Origin of the sequence: Paenibacillus arenosi, from assembly GCF_014841135.1 — a bacterium.
Classification (GTDB): Bacteria; Bacillota; Bacilli; order Paenibacillales; family Paenibacillaceae; genus Paenibacillus_B; species Paenibacillus_B arenosi.
On sequence record NZ_JACYTN010000001.1, the window covers coordinates 103,064 to 121,881 of the forward strand.

Annotated in this window: 18 protein-coding genes, 1 pseudogene and 1 other annotated feature; of the genes and pseudogenes, 18 read left to right on the forward strand and 1 reads right to left on the reverse strand. The window is 44.4% G+C overall.

Features of this window, described 5'->3' with window-relative positions:
• Nucleotides 1–5 precede the first annotated feature (5 nt).
• From murG to IFO66_RS00530, 18 genes and pseudogenes are all read left to right on the forward strand, one after another.
• Nucleotides 6–1,112 carry an undecaprenyldiphospho-muramoylpentapeptide beta-N-acetylglucosaminyltransferase gene (gene murG, locus IFO66_RS00445; protein ID WP_192023213.1) on the forward strand — a complete coding sequence of 369 codons (1,107 nt, stop codon included), beginning with the start codon at nucleotides 6–8 and terminating at the stop codon, nucleotides 1,110–1,112.
• A 312-nt stretch (nucleotides 1,113–1,424) separates the two neighbouring features.
• Nucleotides 1,425–1,622: pseudogene (locus tag IFO66_RS00450) on the forward strand (hypothetical protein); the annotation flags it as partial.
• Nucleotides 1,623–1,638: 16 nt separating this feature from the next.
• Nucleotides 1,639–2,925: a UDP-N-acetylglucosamine 1-carboxyvinyltransferase gene (gene murA / locus IFO66_RS00455; RefSeq protein ID WP_192023215.1), complete on the forward strand. Its 1,287-nt coding sequence runs from the start codon at nucleotides 1,639–1,641 to the stop codon at nucleotides 2,923–2,925.
• 49 nt (nucleotides 2,926–2,974) lie between these two features.
• On the forward strand, nucleotides 2,975–3,832 hold the full coding sequence (locus IFO66_RS00460; RefSeq protein ID WP_337912532.1) for a cell division protein FtsQ/DivIB: 858 nt from the start codon (nucleotides 2,975–2,977) through the stop codon (nucleotides 3,830–3,832).
• 214 nt (nucleotides 3,833–4,046) lie between these two features.
• Entirely contained in the window at nucleotides 4,047–5,297 is a 1,251-nt protein-coding gene (ftsA, locus tag IFO66_RS00465; RefSeq protein ID WP_192023217.1) for a cell division protein FtsA, read from the forward strand.
• 65 nt (nucleotides 5,298–5,362) lie between these two features.
• Nucleotides 5,363–6,481 (forward strand): cell division protein FtsZ, encoded by a 1,119-nt coding sequence (ftsZ, locus tag IFO66_RS00470; protein ID WP_192023218.1) that lies wholly within the window; start codon nucleotides 5,363–5,365, stop codon nucleotides 6,479–6,481.
• A gap of 270 nt (nucleotides 6,482–6,751) precedes the next feature.
• Nucleotides 6,752–7,741, forward strand: a complete 990-nt coding sequence (gene spoIIGA, locus IFO66_RS00475; protein WP_192023220.1) for a sigma-E processing peptidase SpoIIGA — start codon at nucleotides 6,752–6,754, stop codon at nucleotides 7,739–7,741.
• A 63-nt stretch (nucleotides 7,742–7,804) separates the two neighbouring features.
• Nucleotides 7,805–8,527 (forward strand): RNA polymerase sporulation sigma factor SigE, encoded by a 723-nt coding sequence (gene sigE / locus IFO66_RS00480; RefSeq protein WP_192023222.1) that lies wholly within the window; start codon nucleotides 7,805–7,807, stop codon nucleotides 8,525–8,527.
• Nucleotides 8,528–8,631: 104 nt separating this feature from the next.
• Entirely contained in the window at nucleotides 8,632–9,414 is a 783-nt protein-coding gene (gene sigG, locus IFO66_RS00485) for an RNA polymerase sporulation sigma factor SigG (protein WP_144991355.1), read from the forward strand.
• 208 nt (nucleotides 9,415–9,622) lie between these two features.
• Complete coding sequence (locus IFO66_RS00490; protein ID WP_028595812.1) at nucleotides 9,623–9,910, forward strand: YlmC/YmxH family sporulation protein; 288 nt, start codon at nucleotides 9,623–9,625, stop codon at nucleotides 9,908–9,910.
• Nucleotides 9,911–9,996: 86 nt separating this feature from the next.
• Nucleotides 9,997–10,887: a peptidoglycan editing factor PgeF gene (gene pgeF, locus IFO66_RS00495; protein ID WP_420488639.1), complete on the forward strand. Its 891-nt coding sequence runs from the start codon at nucleotides 9,997–9,999 to the stop codon at nucleotides 10,885–10,887.
• 4 nt (nucleotides 10,888–10,891) lie between these two features.
• Nucleotides 10,892–11,575: a YggS family pyridoxal phosphate-dependent enzyme gene (locus tag IFO66_RS00500; protein ID WP_192023226.1), complete on the forward strand. Its 684-nt coding sequence runs from the start codon at nucleotides 10,892–10,894 to the stop codon at nucleotides 11,573–11,575.
• 1 nt (nucleotide 11,576) lies between these two features.
• Complete coding sequence (locus IFO66_RS00505) at nucleotides 11,577–12,050, forward strand: cell division protein SepF (RefSeq protein WP_192023227.1); 474 nt, start codon at nucleotides 11,577–11,579, stop codon at nucleotides 12,048–12,050.
• Between the two features lie 7 nt (nucleotides 12,051–12,057).
• Complete coding sequence (locus IFO66_RS00510; protein WP_036605384.1) at nucleotides 12,058–12,336, forward strand: YggT family protein; 279 nt, start codon at nucleotides 12,058–12,060, stop codon at nucleotides 12,334–12,336.
• A gap of 12 nt (nucleotides 12,337–12,348) precedes the next feature.
• Entirely contained in the window at nucleotides 12,349–13,131 is a 783-nt protein-coding gene (locus tag IFO66_RS00515) for a YlmH family RNA-binding protein (protein ID WP_192023228.1), read from the forward strand.
• A 153-nt stretch (nucleotides 13,132–13,284) separates the two neighbouring features.
• A complete protein-coding gene (locus tag IFO66_RS00520) occupies nucleotides 13,285–13,794 on the forward strand; it encodes a DivIVA domain-containing protein (protein WP_192023229.1) in 510 nt (169 codons plus the stop codon).
• 108 nt (nucleotides 13,795–13,902) lie between these two features.
• Nucleotides 13,903–14,182: a binding site (T-box leader), on the forward strand.
• A gap of 90 nt (nucleotides 14,183–14,272) precedes the next feature.
• The gene (gene ileS, locus IFO66_RS00525; protein WP_192023230.1) at nucleotides 14,273–17,365 is read left to right on the forward strand and encodes an isoleucine--tRNA ligase; all 3,093 of its coding nucleotides are present in this window, start codon (nucleotides 14,273–14,275) and stop codon (nucleotides 17,363–17,365) included.
• Between the two features lie 168 nt (nucleotides 17,366–17,533).
• Entirely contained in the window at nucleotides 17,534–17,914 is a 381-nt protein-coding gene (locus tag IFO66_RS00530; protein ID WP_225445400.1) for a DUF5665 domain-containing protein, read from the forward strand.
• A gap of 15 nt (nucleotides 17,915–17,929) precedes the next feature.
• Here the strand turns inward: IFO66_RS00530 and IFO66_RS00535 are convergent, their stop codons facing one another.
• On the reverse strand, nucleotides 17,930–18,655 hold the full coding sequence (locus IFO66_RS00535) for a TraR/DksA C4-type zinc finger protein (protein ID WP_192023231.1): 726 nt from the start codon (nucleotides 18,653–18,655) through the stop codon (nucleotides 17,930–17,932).
• Nucleotides 18,656–18,818: the final 163 nt, after the last annotated feature.

Sequence of the window (18,818 nt, forward strand, 5' to 3'; positions counted from 1 at the left end):
ATCACATGCGCGTCGTCCTTAGCGGCGGAGGAACAGGGGGACATATTTATCCTGCACTTGCCATCGCGCGGGAATGCGAAAAACGCGATCCCAAAAGCACTTTTTTATATATTGGAACAGAACGAGGATTGGAAAGTAAGCTTGTCCCAGAAGAGGGGATTTCATTTGCCTCGATTGATATTACGGGCTTCAAGCGCAAGCTTTCGCTAGATAATGTGAAGACGATAATTCGCTTCATTCAAGGTGTTCGTCGGGCGAAACAACTGCTGAAGGAATTCAAGCCTGATGTTGTCATAGGCACGGGTGGTTATGTATGCGGACCTGTAGTATATGCTGCAGCTAAGCTGGGGATCCCTACGATTGTCCATGAGCAAAATGTCATTCCAGGCTTGACGAATAAGTTTTTGAGTCGTTATGTGGATACAGTTGCCGTAAGTTTTGAAGACTCAAAATCGTATTTTGCAAAGGCCAATCATGTGCTTTTCACGGGTAACCCGCGGGCTACCGAAGTTGTTGAAGCAAGTCGTGATCGCGGCTACGCATCACTTGGTTTGCCTACTGGAAGTCCTATTGTCATGGTTGTTGGAGGAAGTCGCGGGGCAAAAGCTATAAACGAAGCGATGATAGGAATGCTTCCTCACTTGAAGCGACTACCGGATGTTCATTTCGTTTATGTGACTGGACAAAATTATTACGAGGAGACGCGTAAGGCTGTTCTAGCAGGCAGCCAAAGCATTCGCAACCACTTACACGTTCTTCCCTACATTTCAAACATGCCAGAGGTATTGGCTGCTACAACGGTTGTTATCAGTCGTGCAGGTGCTTCTTCCTTGGCGGAGATGACTGCGCTTGGTATTCCTTCTATTTTGATTCCGTCTCCAAACGTGACGAACAATCATCAAGAAGCGAATGCACGTTCATTAGAACAGGCTGGCGCAGCTATTATGGTGACTGAAGCACAGCTCAACGCTGCTGCGCTATTTGGTCAAATCGAACAGTTGTTACACAATGAGGACAATCGAAAGCAAATGTCCGAGCGAGCTAAAGCGTTTGGACAACCTGATTCGGCGACTCGAATTGTAAATGAAATGGTAAGGCTAAAGGGCAAATGATATTTGCCCTTTTTGCTATTTCCCGGCATATTGCTCCTTAGGCGTCTGTCACACAACATAATCCGCTGACATACTATGGTTTATAAATCGTGACAACGTCCTACATGACCTAATTGGCTATTCCAAACTGCTATTACGTAATGAGCAGTTTGGAAAGGTGCGCATTAGGGCTTCGGATATGGTTAGGGCATCTCCAAACAGTTTGGTGGGCCGTTAATAGGTATGTCGATGCGCATGGATATGAGGAGTCACGAATCTCACAATCAGCTGAGGTTGTACTGGAGACAGAGGAATTGGCGGTGAGGGGATCGTCGTCGGGGCACAGCTTCCACTTCTACGAAGCAGGCCAATTTCATTGTAAACACCGGGCAAGCAACAGCGTCTGACGTGCTCACCCTAATAGTATGGATTCAGCAGGGAATACGGGGAATGGCTAAAATGGCTACAAAGAAAGTCCATAATAGCCTCCAAATGCTGAAATCAAACTTATTGGCGGTGGGTGAGCGGTAATCTCGGAGGTGATACATTGGACAAATTGGTGATAGAGGGTGGAAGGCCCCTTTCTGGAACCATTCGTATCCAAGGAGCGAAAAATGCCGCATTGCCTATTATGGCAGCTGCCATCTTAACTGACGGTGTTATCCAGTTGGGTCGCATTCCTAAGCTGCTGGATATTGATGTGATGCTTAACATCCTTAGACGTCTAGGATGCAGAGCGACGCAAGAAGGTCATACCGTCATTCTGGACAACAATCATATTCATGGTTCACATGTCCCAGAAGAAATGATGCGGCAAATGCGGTCTTCCATCTTCTTAATGGGGTCGCTGTTAGCCAGATTTAAAGAGGTGCATATTTACCAGCCTGGTGGTTGCGCGATTGGCGAGCGGAAGATTGATCTGCATCTGAGGGGCTTGCAAAGTCTAGGTGCCAAGCTTGAGATTGTTGGTAATCGGATTTCGTGCACGGCAGAACGATTAATCGGTAATGATATCCATCTTGATTTTCCAAGTGTCGGTGCAACAGAGAATATTATGATGGCTGCAGTTCTAGCAGAAGGCAGAACCGTGATTACGAATGCTGCACGAGAGCCTGAAATTACGGATCTGCAAAACTTTCTGAATGCGATGGGTGCCAATGTTTCCGGCGCAGGCAGCGATACAATTATTATTGAAGGCGTAGAGAAGCTACATGGCTGTCGTTATGAAATTATTCCTGATCGAATCGTAACGGGAACCATTATGATCGCAGCTGCGGCTACTAGAGGCGCTGTTACGCTTATGAATGCGGATGCCACTCATCTTACGTCATTGATTCATATTCTCAGGCGTGCTGGTGTTCAGATAGCTATTAGTGATGATATAATTAATGTAACGAGCTTTGGTCGTGCAAAGGCGGTTGAACGCATTGTTACTTCTCCGTACCCTGCATTTCCAACAGACCTTCAGTCTCAGTTGATGGTACTGCTGTCGCTGGCCGACGGAGTGAGTACGATGAAAGAGACCGTGTTTGAGGGAAGATTTAAGCATGTAGATGAACTGACCCGTATGGGGGCAGACATTCGTGTCGACTTAAGTAGTGCTTTTGTCAAAGGCACACCGCGTCTATACGGTGCTACGGTGGAAGCGACAGATCTTCGGGCTGGTGCGGCCTTGGTCATTGCTGGCTTGGCGGCACAGGGCAGAACGGTTGTCGAACATGTACATCATATTGATCGTGGATATGAGCGTATTGAGCAGCTCTTTAGCAAGCTAGGAGCTAATATCAAACGTAGTTCAGCAGTAGCTAAGTTAGATTTTGCTAATGGTGGTTAAATAATATAATTCATGCATCCCCTCCGTTTTTGGAGGGGAGAGTAATTCCGTGCAATTGTACATGTCTACCATTTGTGTTGGACAAGTATTATTGTTACTATGGAAGGGAATGGAATTTTTGCAAGCGAGAACAATTCCAGCGCTGCCTAACAAGCCTGAGCGCAAACGGAAAAGTAAACGTATATTGTGGCTAGTTATTCTGTTGTGCATCGTACTTCTAGCCGTACTATTCTTTCGATCTCCGATAAGCAAAATAGATAAAGTTACTTTTATTGGACAAACCTTTGTCACTTCAGAACGGCTAGGCGAAGCGACTGGATTAGTAGCTGGGGCTCCTTATTTTACGGTTTCTGATAATGAAGTGGTAGCTACTATTAAGTCTACATTTCCATTTGTGAAGTCTGTTAAAGTGAACAAGCATTTCCCAGGAAAAGTAGAAGTGTTTGTTGAAGAGTTCGAAGCGGTTGCTTATGAGTTGGATGCTGAGGGCGAAGTGTTGGCAAGTCTAGTGAATGGAAGCAGTGTTTCGTTATCTGAGATGAAGGCAGTTGTACTCGAGAAACCGCTCTTGACGGGCTGGAAAGACAAACAAGCGCTTGAATTAAAAGCAAAGTTGACGAAACAATTGATCCAAATTCCTGACAGTTTGCTTGCAGACATTTCAGAAATCGTATATGATCCATCTGCTTCCTTTTCGGATCGTATCAGGATGTATACGCGCTCTGGATTTGAAGTTATAACGACAGTAGATTTATTGCCCACTAAACTTGCTTATTTAAGTGGCGTTGTAGAAACACAAGAGCCGGGACGTATTACGATGTTGAAAGCAGACTCCTATATCTCGTATACTAACCTTGCAAAGAATGATCATGATGTGCTAGACGAACAAAAAAACTCTACTCAATAAACCAATTAAATGATAGAATAAACGTTATGGTATTTCCCATCCGTTCCTTCTTTTTTCTTCAATGTTTTGTCATATATTGACGCTATATTATAGTGTTCATGATGATTACGGGACAAAATTGTAGAAAAAAGAGGGAATGACTTGTTGGCGTTGAATAGAGTGTATAATAATCTGGGAAATACAACAATTGACTTGAAATGGGAGGTGCCACGGCTTGAGCAGCAATGACATCATTGTGAGTTTGGACATCGGTACATCCAAAGTACGCGCTATCATCGGCGAAATTAACAACGGAACGCTGCAAATCATTGGCGTCGGTTCAGCTGAATCTGAGGGAATTCGCAAAGGTGCGATTGTAGATATTGATCAAACTGTGCACTCGATTCGCAATGCGATCGAACATGCAGAGCGCATGGTCGGTATTGAAATATCGGAAGTGTATGTTGGAATAACTGGTAATCATATCGGGCTGCAATCTAGTCACGGTGTAGTGGCGGTGTCCAATGAAGATCGTGAAATCGGTGAAGAAGATATAGTACGTGTTCTGAAGGCTGCTGAAGTAATTGCTTTGCCTCCAGAGCGGGAAATTATTGACGTAGTTGCTAAACAGTATGTAGTAGATGGACTCCATGACATCCACGACCCTCGTGGTATGATTGGCGTTCGCCTTGAAGTAGATGCTACGATTGTAACTGGTGCAAAGACCGCGATACATAACCTGCTAAGATGTGTCGAAAAAGCGGGCTTGCATGTTAAAGATCTCGTGTTAATGCCATTGTCAGGTGGACAGTTGGCATTATCCAAGGATGAAAAAGTTATGGGCTCTGTCCTTGTGGACGTAGGTGCTGGCGCAACGACGATTTCTGTATTCCAGGAAGGTACGTTGACTGCTACATCCACGCTTCCAATTGGTGGAGACTTTGTAACGAATGACATTGCTTACGGATTGCGTACGATGTCTGACCAAGCCGAGAAGGTGAAGTTGAAATTCGGTTGCGCTTGGATTGATGAAGCGTTGGAAGACACAACTTTCAAAGTAACACGTATCGGCAGCAACGTGGAGAAAGAATTTAACCAAGTATTTTTGGCGAATATCATCGAACCACGTGTGCAGGAAATTTTCCATTTGGTCAAAAATGAAGTGAAAAGATTAGGATTCGAAGATCTCCCAGGTGGTTATATTTTATCGGGCGGTACGGTTTCGATGCCTGGTGTATTGAAAGCAGCGCAAGCAGAGCTTCAAACATCGGTACGTATCGCTATACCTGACTTTATTGGAGTAAGAGATCCTGGATTCGTAAGTGGTGTAGGTGTTCTGCATCATGTATTGCGCTCGATTCGCCCGCGCAGCAACAACAGTGGTGGAGCTAAGAAAGCACCCCCGCGCAAGGCGGCTCCTGCGGAGACGGCAAATAAACCAGGATTTATCGAACGAATGAAAAATATGTTCAGCGAATTTATCTAATTAAAATAATCCTAAGTAATTGACTTCATGCCGTCCATGCACAATGAAGGGGAGATGGAGGACTCATGTTGGAATTTGAATTTGAAATGGAACATCTAGCCCAAATTAAAGTTATCGGTGTTGGGGGAGGCGGCAGCAATGCTGTGAACCGAATGATCGACAACGGTGTAAAGGGCGTTGAATTTATTACCGTTAATACGGATGCACAAGCTCTTCACTATGCAAAGTCTGAACACAAGCTTCAGATTGGGGACAAGCTTACTCGTGGTCTAGGTGCAGGTGCGAATCCTGAGGTAGGAAAGAAAGCAGCGGAAGAATCCCGCGAGCTTATTATGAACACACTCAAAGGCGCTGACATGGTATTTGTCACGGCTGGAATGGGTGGCGGTACAGGTACAGGTGCTGCGCCAGTTATTGCTGAGATTGCTAAAGAATGTGGTGCGCTTACAGTTGGTGTCGTAACTCGCCCGTTCACATTTGAAGGTCGCAAGCGTTCTACGCATGCTGATCTTGGTATCGAAGCACTTAAAGAAAAAGTAGATACACTTATCGTTATTCCAAATGACCGTTTGCTAGAGATTGTTGATAAGAAGACGCCAATGATGGAAGCATTCCGTCAAGCAGACAATGTTCTACTTCAAGCTGTACAAGGTATTTCTGACTTGATCGCTGTACCAGGTCTTATCAACCTTGACTTTGCTGACGTCAAAACGATTATGACTGAACGTGGTTCCGCTCTTATGGGTATTGGAATTGCAAACGGTGAAAATCGTGCAACGGAAGCAGCTCGTAAAGCGATTATGAGTCCATTGCTAGAAACTTCGATTGATGGTGCACGTGGTGTCATTATGAATATTACGGGTGGGGCGAATCTATCTTTGTATGAAGTGAATGAAGCAGCAGAGATCGTTACAGAAGCATCTGACCCAGAAGTAAATATGATTTTCGGTGCGATCATCGATGAAAATATGAAGGATGATATCAAAGTAACGGTAATTGCGACAGGATTTGAGCATCGACCAACTCCTACAGCAGCACCGATTCGCAGACCTTCTACACCAACTGCTCAAGAAGCACAAGACGTTCGTTCTGCTTCCTTGCGTCCGTTTGGTAATCAACCGACGGGAGATCAGCTTGATATCCCAACTTTCTTGCGTAATCGCTCCCGTAACAACAATGAATAATCACAACCTTACTATGATATAAGGTAATGCTATGAAGATAGGAAGAAGCCCAGTGTATCCAGACACTGGGCTTCTTTGTTGTATAAATCAGATCATCCTCTATAAGTACGTACTTCTTATGTGTATATCGATTTCCCCAATAATTACACCTGAAGCTCGACAAAAAAAGTGGCTTTCCCACAACCAACATTAGACAGACTTCGGATAACCCTCTATTTATACTTAAACTAACTTACTTGACTGATGGCGGGACAGTAAGGAGGGAGTGCGTTGACCGTCATATACGCTGACATTATTCTCGTCACGAATTTCATATTGGATTGGACCTTGCTGGCGCTGACAGCCCGCATGCGCAGTATACGAGCCTCTAGGTTTCGCATGTTGGGGGCTGCTGCTCTTGGAACAATCTATGCAGGAGTGCTATTTTTTCCGACGATACCGTTTCTCGTAACGATAGGTGGAAAAGTGCTTTTATCTATATGTATGCTCGTTACTGCATTTGGATATCAATCTTTTGGCAATTTGGTACGAAATTTAGGTGCTTTCTATTTTCATGCTTTTGTCATTGCTGGCGGCGCATTTGGCATTCAATATTTATGGAAAGATGCTTCCAGTTGGACGATGTTTGCTGCTGCTGCGGATTGGGCCTCTAGACAAGACTTGCCTACAGGCGGTGCCATCGTTGTGTTTGGCCTTGTATTTGCCTTGCTCATTTATAAACTAGCCTGGGGCGAACGTAAGCAGCAAGTTCATCACGAATCTTACAGTGTGGAGTTGGAAGTCGTTATTGGTTCAATTGCCCGTACTTGTACGGGGCTTATTGATACAGGCAATGGACTGAAGGAGCCGTTATCAGGTACTCCGGTTATCGTAATGGATGTATCGCTATGGGAGGACGTATTGCCGCCTCATTGGAAGGAAATTGTGAAAAGCGGAAGCGTTATGGAGAAGATGGGTGGACTTACAGACAATGATCGGGCTAATGAAAGTATATTTGATGAGAGTCGGATGAGGCTGCTTCCCTATCGTGCAGTAAACCAGTCAAATAGTTGGATGCTTGGTTTTCGTCCAGACCATATTCGATTGAAACATGGTGAGCGTTGTTATGCGACGAAGAAAGTCGTGATTGGATTAGAAGGAGAAAATCTTTCTCAGGAACGCCGTTTTCAAGCCATAATTCATCCTGAGTTGTTAGAAGAATCGTTGCTCCAGCCAATTGCAGGGATGAGTGAGGTTGAATCAACTCACAAGGCTTCCTAGCTGTAGGTTACAGTCTAGCTGGACATAAGTTATATATCCTATGAGGATAAAGGGGGAAATGCAATGCGATTAAAGTGGAAAATGGTCGTCAAAATTAACATGTACCGACTGTTATTATTTTTAGGCCTCAAGCGAGCTGATGTTTATTATATTGGTGGCAGTGAAGCACTTCCCCCTCCATTAACGCGTGAAGAAGAGGAATATTTGTTAGGGCGGCTGTCTAGTGGAGATTCAGCTATTCGAGCAATGCTCATTGAGCGTAATTTGCGTCTTGTCGTCTATATTGCTCGTAAATTTGAAAACACAGGGATTCATATTGAAGATCTTGTATCCATAGGCGCAATTGGCTTAATTAAAGCAGTAAACACATTTGACCCTGAGAAAAAAATTAAGCTGGCGACGTATGCTTCACGTTGTATTGAAAATGAAATATTGATGTATTTGCGTCGTAACAGCAAAACGCGAACAGAAGTATCTTTCGATGAACCGCTGAATATTGATTGGGATGGCAATGAGTTGCTGTTGTCTGATGTGCTTGGCACGGAGAATGATACGATATATAAAAATATTGAAGATCAAGTAGATCGTAAATTGCTGCATAAAGCGTTGGACAAACTTAGTGATCGCGAGCGTCTCATTATGGAATTGAGATTCGGATTGTCAGATGGAGAAGAGAAGACACAAAAAGATGTGGCTGATCTCCTCGGTATTTCACAGTCCTACATATCGCGTTTAGAAAAGCGGATTATAAAGCGTTTACGTAAAGAATTCAACAAAATGGTATAAAATTTGAATGTGCTGAATTGGATGTTGAGATACATTTTCAGGAATAAAAAAGCACCTCAAGGAGATAATGTACATTAATGTTTCTCCTTGGGAGGTAGTCGCGAATGACCCGTAACAAAGTCGAAATTTGCGGTGTAGATACATCTAAGTTGCCCGTGCTTACGAATGCCGAAATGAGAGAATTGTTCGTGGCCCTGCAACAGCGTAACGAGCTATCGGCTCGGGAAAAGCTGGTCAACGGTAACTTGCGGTTGGTATTGAGCGTTATACAACGCTTTAACAATCGGGGTGAGTTTGTTGATGATTTGTTCCAAGTGGGATGCATCGGCCTCATGAAAGCCATCGATAACTTTGATCTCGGTCAGAATGTAAAGTTCTCCACGTATGCAGTACCGATGATAATTGGGGAAATCAGGCGTTATTTGCGTGACAACAATCCGATTCGAGTATCTAGAAGCTTGCGGGATATTGCTTACAAGGCATTGCAAGTCCGTGACTCGCTAACGAATATGAATGCACGTGAACCGACGATCAATGAAATATCAGAGGCCCTTAATGTCCCGAAAGAAGATGTCGTATTTGCATTGGATGCGATCCAAGATCCAGTTTCTTTATTCGAGCCGATTTACCACGATGGTGGTGATCCTATCTATGTGATGGATCAAATCAGTGATGATAAAAATAAAGATGTATCTTGGATTGAAGAAATTGCACTGAGAGAAGCGATGCGCAAGCTGAATGAACGAGAGAAAATGATTCTCTCCATGCGCTTCTTTGAGGGCAAAACGCAAATGGAAGTAGCAGATGAAATCGGCATTTCACAAGCTCAAGTATCTCGACTTGAGAAGTCTGCTATTAATCAAATGCAGAAGCACGTTCGTACGTAATCCATAATTGAATAGTGTGGCTAGATTTATAAAAGCTGCTTCGGTCTTATAAAGGGACTGGGGCGGCTTTTCTTATTTCATTTTGAAGCTGATATCGGCATCCCTTATTTCAAATCATTTGCAGAAGTTATATGCGGACAATAGGGCATTTTGCTCATGTGGCACATATACTAGCATAACGGAACTTAACAGATGGGATGTGACAGTGATGAAAATTTCAGACTTCCAAACAAAGGATGTTATCAATATTGTAGATGGTAAGAAACTTGGACAAATTAGCGATCTAGAGCTTGATTTGAAGCAGGGACGAATTGATGCCATCGTTGTGCCGAATTATAGCAAGTTGTTCGGATTGTTTGGCAGTGGCAATGAATTAGTTATCCCATGGCGTAACATCGTCAAAATAGGTGCAGATGTTGTGCTCGTAAAATTGGAGCAGCATCAACTGCAAAAAGCAGATGAGTCTGATAGTCAGGCAGTAACTTTTCGATCTTAGGTGCGCTTAATTGTGCAGAGTATGCACAGCTTGATATGAGACGCGACCCTTCATAGTATGTTACACTGTATCGAAGAGGTGAGATGATGGAACCTTTTCAGTTCAAGCATAGACAATATACAGAAGAGACAACAGATGTTGAAACTTATCATGATCTAGAAGCAGGAGATCCTGCCGTTCTGGAGTTGAAAAAATGGATATCCGAAATGCCTGAGTTGACAGCAGGCTTTACGACGAGGATTGGCGGAGTGAGCCAAGGCGGTAGGGATTCATTAAATTGCGCCCTACACGTTCAGGACGACCCTAATCATGTTGTGGAAAATCGAAAAAGACTGGCATCGGTTGTAAATATGCCGTTTGACGCTTGGACCTGTGCAGAGCAAGTGCACGGGCAAGACGTATATGTAGTAAAGGCAGCGGATAAGGGAAAGGGAAGGCTGGAGCGTGAAGATGCGATACCAGATTCGGATGCACTTATAACGACCGAAGCGGGTATATGGCTTACCTCTTTCTACGCTGATTGTGTACCACTCCTATTTGTCGATCCAGTAACCCGTGCGATCGGTGTTGCGCATGCTGGGTGGAAAGGGACGGTTGGCAGAATTGCTGAACGTACGGTAGAAGCGATGCAGCGTACATATGGTTCCGAACTCACTAATATTCGAGCTGCGATTGGTCCTTCCATCGGTGCATGTTGTTATGAAGTCGATGAACGGGTAATACATCCTATACAGCAATTGCTGCATGGCCTACCGAAAGAAGCAAATGCTGCGTTGAAGCCGACAAATGAAGGACGAGCTATGCTGGATTTGCGTGAAATCAATCGACAATTGTTGATTCAAGCAGGAATTTTAAGCAGTCATATCGAATGTACTACATGGTGTACCGGTTGTCACACACAATTATTTTATTCCCACCGCGTAGAAGGCGGAGGGACGGGACGCATGGCAAGTTGGATTGGCTGGAAGAAGGGATGAAACTATGACATTACTGCAGCGCATGGAAGAAGTAGAGCGTCGTATTGCAGCTGCTTGTGAGCGCAGCGGGAGACGACGTGAGGATGTTCATGTTGTAGCGGTGACGAAGTATGTATCGCTGGACATGACAGGTCGCGTTATCCGTGCCGGATTAACACATATTGGTGAGAATCGCTGGCATCATGCCGAAGCGAAATGGAATGAGTTCCGTAACGAGGCTAGCTGGCACTTTATAGGAAGCTTGCAATCGAAGAAAGCAAAGGATGTAGTGGGTAAGTTTGATTATATCCACTCGTTGGATCGTGTGTCCTTGGCGGAAGCGATAGAGAAGCAGGCACAAGCGTTGGATATAACGGTACGCTGCTTTATACAAGTGAATGTATCGGGAGAACAATCCAAGCATGGTCTCGCTCCGAATGAGGTTAAACCATTTCTGGATAAGCTAAGTCAATATCCACATATCGAACCGATCGGCTTAATGACGATGGCTCCGTATGAAGCAGAACCAGAAGAGACACGCCCTGTATTTCGCAGCTTGCGCCAATTGCGCAACGAATTAAATGAGACACGCAGTATACCATTACAGCATTTGTCCATGGGGATGTCTAACGATTTCGAGGTGGCTATCGAAGAAGGTGCATCATGGGTTCGACTCGGTTCCATCCTAGTTGGGCAGGAAGGGGATTAGTATGGGAGTTATGAACCGGATATTAAATATGTTCAGTGTGCAGGACGATGAGTACGATTATGCGGAACGTGATCGCGATCGTGACCGTGATAGAGAAGAGCACGCTGAGGAATATGAGCAGGAAATAGAGGCTCCGACATTTGAACCTAGAAAGGCAAAGGCTTCGAATGTCGTCAGCATTCATTCGCAAAAGGGATCCAAAGTAGTATTGTGCGAGCCGCGTTCGTATGACGAAGCTCAGGAAATTGCAGATCATCTTCGCTCAAGACGTTCTGTTGTCATTAATTTACAACGAGTTCGGACCGATCAGGCACTCCGAATTATCGATTTTTTGAGCGGAACAGTGTATGCTTTAAGTGGGAACATTTCTAAGCTGGGGAGCAACATCTTTCTCTGTGTACCTGAAAATGTAGAAATTCAAGGTTCCATAGCAGAAATGTTCGCTGAGGATATGGAATACAAGCAATCGAGGTGAGCTTAATTTGTCGTCATTAGAACTAACTATAGTTGAGTACGTGCATTATTTATTTCAGATTTATTGGTGGCTCGTTATTATTTACGTTCTTATGTCTTGGGTACCAAATGTAAGATCGAGCTTTATCGGTGAAATTATAGGCAAGATCGTTGAGCCTTATTTGTCTATTTTCCGTCGTATCATTCCGCCGATCGGTGGAGTGCTCGATATTTCTCCGATCGTGGCATTGTTCGTATTGGAATTTGTAAAAATCGGTTTGATTACTGTAATCACATATATTTTGTAGGACAGTTAAACGATGAGTGAGCAGATTAAAGTACATTTTCACCCTGACGAGCGCCCTTTCGTAGATCGCGCATCAGAATGGATTACACGAGCAGCAGAACGTCATGAAGTCCGTTTAACGGACTTCCTTGACCCAAGACAGGCCTATATTGTTCAGTCGTTAGTGAATCGCAGAGATGATGTAGCACTGCGTATTGACGGCGGATATGAAGGTGCTGAGCGATGCAGGGCAATCATTGCACCTGAATATGTCTATGTCGAGGCCGAGCCGATGGAGATGACAGTACTTTCTATCTCTTCATCCGATCAACGGATGAGCGAGTTGGAGCATGGTGACTATTTGGGATCATTGCTTGGGCTTGGCATTAAACGAGACAAAATTGGTGATATTCATACGAGTGATGCTGGTGCTCATGTACTGGTCACCGCTGATATCGCTTCCTTTTTAGACACCCACTTGAGGCAGGTCCATCGCGTTCCGGTATTAACGGATTTACTTCCTTTTACCGAATTGCGTGTCACTGGGCAAGAGTGGAAGCCATTTACGATATCGGTTGCTTCCATGCGACTGGATGGAATTGTGAGCGATGTATTTCGTTTAAGTCGTGCGAAAGTAACAGCCCCGATCAAAAGTGGGCGTTGTAAAGTCAATTGGAAAGTAGAAGAAAACCCTTCTGTTCCGTTGGCTGTTGGTGATGTTGTTTCTTTGCAAGGCTTTGGTCGATTCAAAGTGCTTGAAATAGAAGGGGTATCTAAAAAGGGACGCATGCGTGTGATGGTGGGGACTTATCAATAAGGGTACAGCATGAGACATGAAGGAGCATATTGCTCCTTCCTTTCACCGATACACCAAATAAGGCATTGAATTGCTACGATTCGACGCAGATGTCGGACGTATATTTCATAACATCAATAAGATAGGTTCGACATTTATAAGGAGGTGCATGCAATGCCATTGACACCATTGGATATACATAACAAAGAGTTTCCGCGTAAGCTTCGTGGTTACGATGAGGATGCAGTAAACGAATTTCTAGATCAAATCATTAAAGATTATGAAGCGCTCATTAAAGAAAATAAAGAAATTCATAATCATGCTCAAAGCTTGCAAGATAAGCTTGATCATTTTGCGAATCTTGAAGAAACGTTGAGCAAAACGATCATTGTTGCGCAAGAAGCAGCGGACGATGTGAAAAGCAACGCAAAGAAAGAATCGCAGCTCATTGTTAAGGAAGCAGAGAAAAACGCAGATCGCATTGTAAATGATGCACTTGCCAAGTCACGTAAGATCGCATTGGAAGTAGAAGAGCTGAAGAAGCAGGCTTCTATTTACCGTGCTCGATTCCGTACGCTTGTGGAAGCTCAGCTTGAGTTGCTTAGTCAAGATGGCTGGGAAGCTCTTGAGCGCGCAGAAGTGAGCAGACTTGAGCGTGCAGAAGTAAGTAGAGAAGAGTATTAATTTGGAGCCCTATAGAAGAGCTGATTGCTGCGTTAAGCTGGCAAGTAAGCTGCATTGACTTTTTGCTCGAAACACGATATAACATAGTAATAATCGAAATATGATGATTAACAATCAGCGACGGGAACACACCATTGCATCCGTTTATTCCATCAGAGAGTCGGGGTAGCTGAGAACCGATGAATGAACCGCATGTGGACATCATCCCTGAGATATTAAGCTGAACGTACGTTAAGTAAGCTTAATCGGCTGTCGGCCGTTATCCGACTGCGTCTTTGCACTAGGTGAAGATGCTTCAGAGTGCTATCCGGCTTTAACTGCCGATGACGAGTAGGTCATCTGTACGGATAGAACAAGGGTGGTAACGCGAGTCAACCTCGTCCCTTTATGGGACGGGGTTTTTTGGTGTTTTTGGCCGGAGACTTGTATTACTAGGCTATCGACAGTGATTCTGTATAGAGAAGAAAGGATGAGGACAATGAAGAAAGTAGACGTCAAAGAACGAGCTAGGGAACGTGAACTCCGCATCTTGGAGAAGTGGAATCGCGAAGATACATTTAAACAGACGATTGAAAATCGTCAAGGCAAGCCAAGCTTTGTATTTTATGAAGGACCTCCTACAGCGAATGGAGCGCCTCATATCGGGCATGTGCTTGGTCGAGTTATTAAGGATTTCATTTGCCGCTATAAGACGATGTCAGGCTATTATGTTCAACGTAAAGCGGGTTGGGACACGCATGGTCTTCCTGTTGAGTTGGGCGTAGAGAAACAGCTAGGTATCTCTGGTAAGCAAGAAATCGAAAATTACGGTGTAGAAGCATTTATTCAAAAATGTAAAGACAGCGTATTTGAATATGAACATAAATGGCGTGAATTGACGGAAGCAATCGCTTATTGGACTGACTTGGACAATCCGTACATTACGCTTGATAACAAATATATCGAGAGCGTATGGCACATTCTATCTACGATTCACAAGAAGGGTCTACTCTACCGTGGTCACCGTGTAAGCCCATATTGTCCTTGCTGTCAAACGACTTTGAGCTCTCATGAAGTTGCGCAAGGATACGAAACGGTAAAAGACTTGTCTGCTACGGTGAAGTTCAAGCTTGATGATTCTGGTGATTATGTCCTTGCATGGACGACAACGCCTTGGACGCTGCCATCTCATGCTGCGCTCGCAATGAATCCGTCTATGGACTATGTACGCGTGAAGCAAGATGACGAAGTATACATCATGGCGAAAAATCTTGTTGAAAATGTAATGTCTGGCGAGTATGAGATTGTATCGGAGCATAAAGGTTCCGAGTTTATTAATAAGACGTATCAAGCGCCATTTGGCTATGTGAAGCCTGCTAAAGGGCACTTCATTGTCGGTGCTGACTTTGTTACAGATGCAAGCGGTACAGGTATCGTTCATATGGCTCCTGCTCATGGTGAAGACGATAACCGTGCATGCCGTGAGAATGGAATCACTTTCTTCAGCGTTGTTGACTCACATGGTCGCTATACACCAGAAGTAACAGACATGGCAGGTCGATTCGTTAAAGATTGCGATATTGATATCGTGAAAATGTTGTCTGAAAAAGGACTTCTCTTCAGCAAAGAGAAATACGAGCATAGCTATCCATTCTGCTGGCGCTGTAAGTCGCCTTTGCTCTACTATGCGACAGAATCTTGGTTCATTCAGACGACAGCGGTTAAAGACTTATTAATTGAAAATAATAGCAAGGTCGACTGGTACCCTGGTCATATCCGTGAAGGTCGCTTCGGTAATTTCTTGGAAGACTTGGTGGATTGGAACATTAGCCGTAATCGCTATTGGGGAACACCGCTTAACGTGTGGGTATGTTCTTCTTGTGATGAGCAATACGCGCCTGAGAGCCATGCTGACTTGCGTGCTCGCTCTGTTGATCCAATCGCAGAGGACTTGGAACTGCACAAGCCGTATGTGGATGAAGTGAAGTTGCACTGCCCTCACTGTGAAGGCGGTACGATGGAGCGTACATCTGAAGTTATCGACGTATGGTTCGATAGCGGTTCGATGCCATTTGCACAGCATCATCATCCATTCGGCGATGAACAGAAGTTTGAGCAGCAGTTCCCAGCAGATATTATCTGCGAAGGTATCGATCAGACACGTGGCTGGTTCTACAGCTTGCTAGCTGTTGCAACACTATATAAAGGCGTTGCTCCGTACAAAGCAGTAATCGCTACAGGACATATCTTGGATGAGAACGGACAAAAGATGTCCAAATCCAAAGGTAACGTTATCGATCCTTGGGAAATCATTAATGAGTTCGGTACAGATGCATTCCGTTGGGCACTATTGTCTGACAGTGCGCCATGGAACTCCAAACGCTTCTCGAAGCAGATCGTGGCAGAAGCGAAGTCCAAAGTCATTGATACGCTAGTGAATACGCATGCCTTCTATGCTTTGTATGCGACAATTGATAATTATGATCCACAAGCTTACCCAACTCGTACTTCCGAGAATAAGTTGGATCGCTGGATTTTGTCCCGTCTACAAACGCTCGTTACAGGAGTAACGAAAGGTTTGGAAGCGAATGACTTCTTAAACCCTGCGAAAGCGATTGAAAGCTATGTAGATGAGTTGAGCAACTGGTATATCCGTCGTTCTCGTGACCGCTTCTGGGGTAGTGAAATGACAGATGACAAATTGTCTGCTTATCAAACCCTTCGTGAAGTGCTATTGACGCTTTCCCGTCTTATTGCACCTTACGCTCCAATGGTTGCCGAAGATATTTACGGCAATCTTGGTGGAACCGAGCAAAGTGTTCACTTGGCTGGTTATCCAGAAGCAAATGCATCGATCATTGATGCTGAACTTGAGCGCGATATGGAAACAGCTCGTCAAATCGTTGAGTTGGCTCGTAACGTACGTAATGAAACGAGCATCAAGACACGTCAGCCACTTTCCGAGCTTATCGTTTCGATGGATCGCGAGTTCGATCTAGCTGGCTACGAAGAAGTTATTAAAGACGAAATCAATGTGAAGCAAATTCGCATTGAGAACAGCGATAACGGATTTGTAGACTTCAGCTTGAAGCTGAACTTGAAAGTAGCGGGTAAAAAATACGGCAAGCATGTGGGTCCATTGCAAAATGAGCTGCGTTCCATGGGCGCAGAGCAAGCTCGCCAAGTCGTTCAAAGCGGCCAGTTCCAATTCACAACAGCAGAAGGTGAAGTTCTGCAATTGACGGAAGAGGAGCTTCTCATCGAGAAGAAGGCTAAAGAAGGCTTCGCTGCTGCTTCTGGATATAAAATGACGGTAGCATTGAACACGGATATTACACCTGAGCTTGAGCAAGAAGGCTGGGTGCGTGAAGTTGTTCGTGCGATTCAAGATACGCGTAAAAAGCTTGATTTGCCGATCGAGAAACGCGTAAACATCGTGCTTCATGTCGATGAGGAATTGCAAGCTGCTATCGTTGCCTTTGAAGGTACGCTGCGTGACAACGTACTTGTGGCTGAGCTTTCATTTGGCCAAGCGGAACAAATGGAATCCATTGACCTCGGTACGAAGACAATTGGCGTTCATATTCAGTAACAGGCATAAGATAGGCTCATGTGAGCACACTAGTTGTGCGAGCGGAAGCCCTGAGCTTAACGGATAAAGGGGAGCGTCGACCGTGCGAATATTCTCGCAGCTGTCGACGCTCTTTTTCGTGAATAGGGACTGTTGATCTTGTTGTTTGAGTAGGAGGCCTAATCAGAGATGAAGAAAAGAAAACGTACGGTTGAACGTGCTGAAATTGATATGGAGCAGTTGAAAGAATGTTTGGACGACAAAAACAAATCTGATCGTGAAATTATTGAAGGTATGCATGCAGTGCTGCAAAAAATAACATTACAATTTGAGCGCTCCAGAATGTTGGAGTATACAGAGTTAATGCTTAGTATGCCACGTTTGCTGTGGGTTAACTTTGTTGCTGGTGTAGCGCGTGGTGTTGGTGTTGTTATCGGAATCACATTTGTTACCGTGGCGCTGCTCTACGTTCTGCAATGGCTTGGTGCCTTAAATCTCCCTCTTATTGGAGACTTTATTGCTGATATCGTTCGTATCGTTCAATATCAATTGGATTCAAAAATGTATTAATCTGATAACTCGATATTATAAGTGTCTATCTGGCTCAAGCAAAGGCTCACCTTCGCCTGTGTTCATATAACGGGCATACTGTCGATTACGAACAACGGACACAAATTTACCTGTTATATCCGTTGCGACAAAGCTTTCAAAAGATTCAACACAGCCATCAATTTCTTCAGATGCTTCAATCATGATGCGGTCATAACTATCTAGGTCAGATTCTTCATGCATGGCTGGGCTGTCGGAGGTGCCCCATGCTTCTACGATCTGCCATGTATCTTCACCATCAAATCCGTTTTGTTCTTCGCGCTCGTCTAAGCTTGTGCGACCAAATGGAGGAGTAAGGAACTCTTCTTCGATAGGACGGTTTTGAGAAATAGTCTGTTCAGGGCAATCTTTGACACAATACATGGTTGAAGGTATCGCTTCTAATCGCTCATAAGGTATAGGTTGGCCGCATACTACACAGGTGCCATACGTACCTTTTTCCATTAACTTTAATGCAGTTTCAATACGTTCGAGCTGAGTTTCATGATGCTCTAATAACGAGATATCTTTCTCACGTTCATAAATTTCGGAGGCAACATCGGCTGGATGATTATCGATGGTGGACAGTTCACCTGTCGTTTCTTTTAGGGAATCTGCCAAATTGTATTGATCGTTTTGATGCAGTCTTCGTTCCAGATCAGCTTGTTCAGCCGTAAGTTCACGTTTCAGATGTTGCAATTGCTCTGACGTTAGATGTGACACGATCATTCTCCTTCCTGTCTGGACATCTTGATTATAGAATGCACGGAATGCAGGGAGTTGCCCCATGGAAAATGAATCACTGGTTGGTTCGTATTGGTTCGTATTGGACGGTCTATGGGCGGTATGTTACAATGAGCGAGTCAAACTGTTTTCAACATTGAGT

Excerpts from the sequence above, each read along its gene's own strand:
- murG (WP_192023213.1), top strand. The coding sequence starts at position 6 with ATGCGCGTCGTCCTTAGCGGCGGAGGAACAGGGGGACATATTTATCCT.
- ftsZ (WP_192023218.1), top strand. The coding sequence starts at position 5,363 with ATGTTGGAATTTGAATTTGAAATGGAACATCTAGCCCAAATTAAAGTT.
- sigE (WP_192023222.1), top strand. The coding sequence starts at position 7,805 with ATGCGATTAAAGTGGAAAATGGTCGTCAAAATTAACATGTACCGACTG.
- sigG (WP_144991355.1), top strand. The coding sequence starts at position 8,632 with ATGACCCGTAACAAAGTCGAAATTTGCGGTGTAGATACATCTAAGTTG.
- IFO66_RS00490 (WP_028595812.1), top strand. The coding sequence starts at position 9,623 with ATGAAAATTTCAGACTTCCAAACAAAGGATGTTATCAATATTGTAGAT.
- pgeF (WP_420488639.1), top strand. The coding sequence starts at position 9,997 with ATGGAACCTTTTCAGTTCAAGCATAGACAATATACAGAAGAGACAACA.
- IFO66_RS00500 (WP_192023226.1), top strand. The coding sequence starts at position 10,892 with ATGACATTACTGCAGCGCATGGAAGAAGTAGAGCGTCGTATTGCAGCT.
- IFO66_RS00505 (WP_192023227.1), top strand. The coding sequence starts at position 11,577 with ATGGGAGTTATGAACCGGATATTAAATATGTTCAGTGTGCAGGACGAT.
- IFO66_RS00515 (WP_192023228.1), top strand. The coding sequence starts at position 12,349 with ATGAGTGAGCAGATTAAAGTACATTTTCACCCTGACGAGCGCCCTTTC.
- IFO66_RS00520 (WP_192023229.1), top strand. The coding sequence starts at position 13,285 with ATGCCATTGACACCATTGGATATACATAACAAAGAGTTTCCGCGTAAG.
- ileS (WP_192023230.1), top strand. The coding sequence starts at position 14,273 with ATGAAGAAAGTAGACGTCAAAGAACGAGCTAGGGAACGTGAACTCCGC.
- IFO66_RS00530 (WP_225445400.1), top strand. The coding sequence starts at position 17,534 with ATGAAGAAAAGAAAACGTACGGTTGAACGTGCTGAAATTGATATGGAG.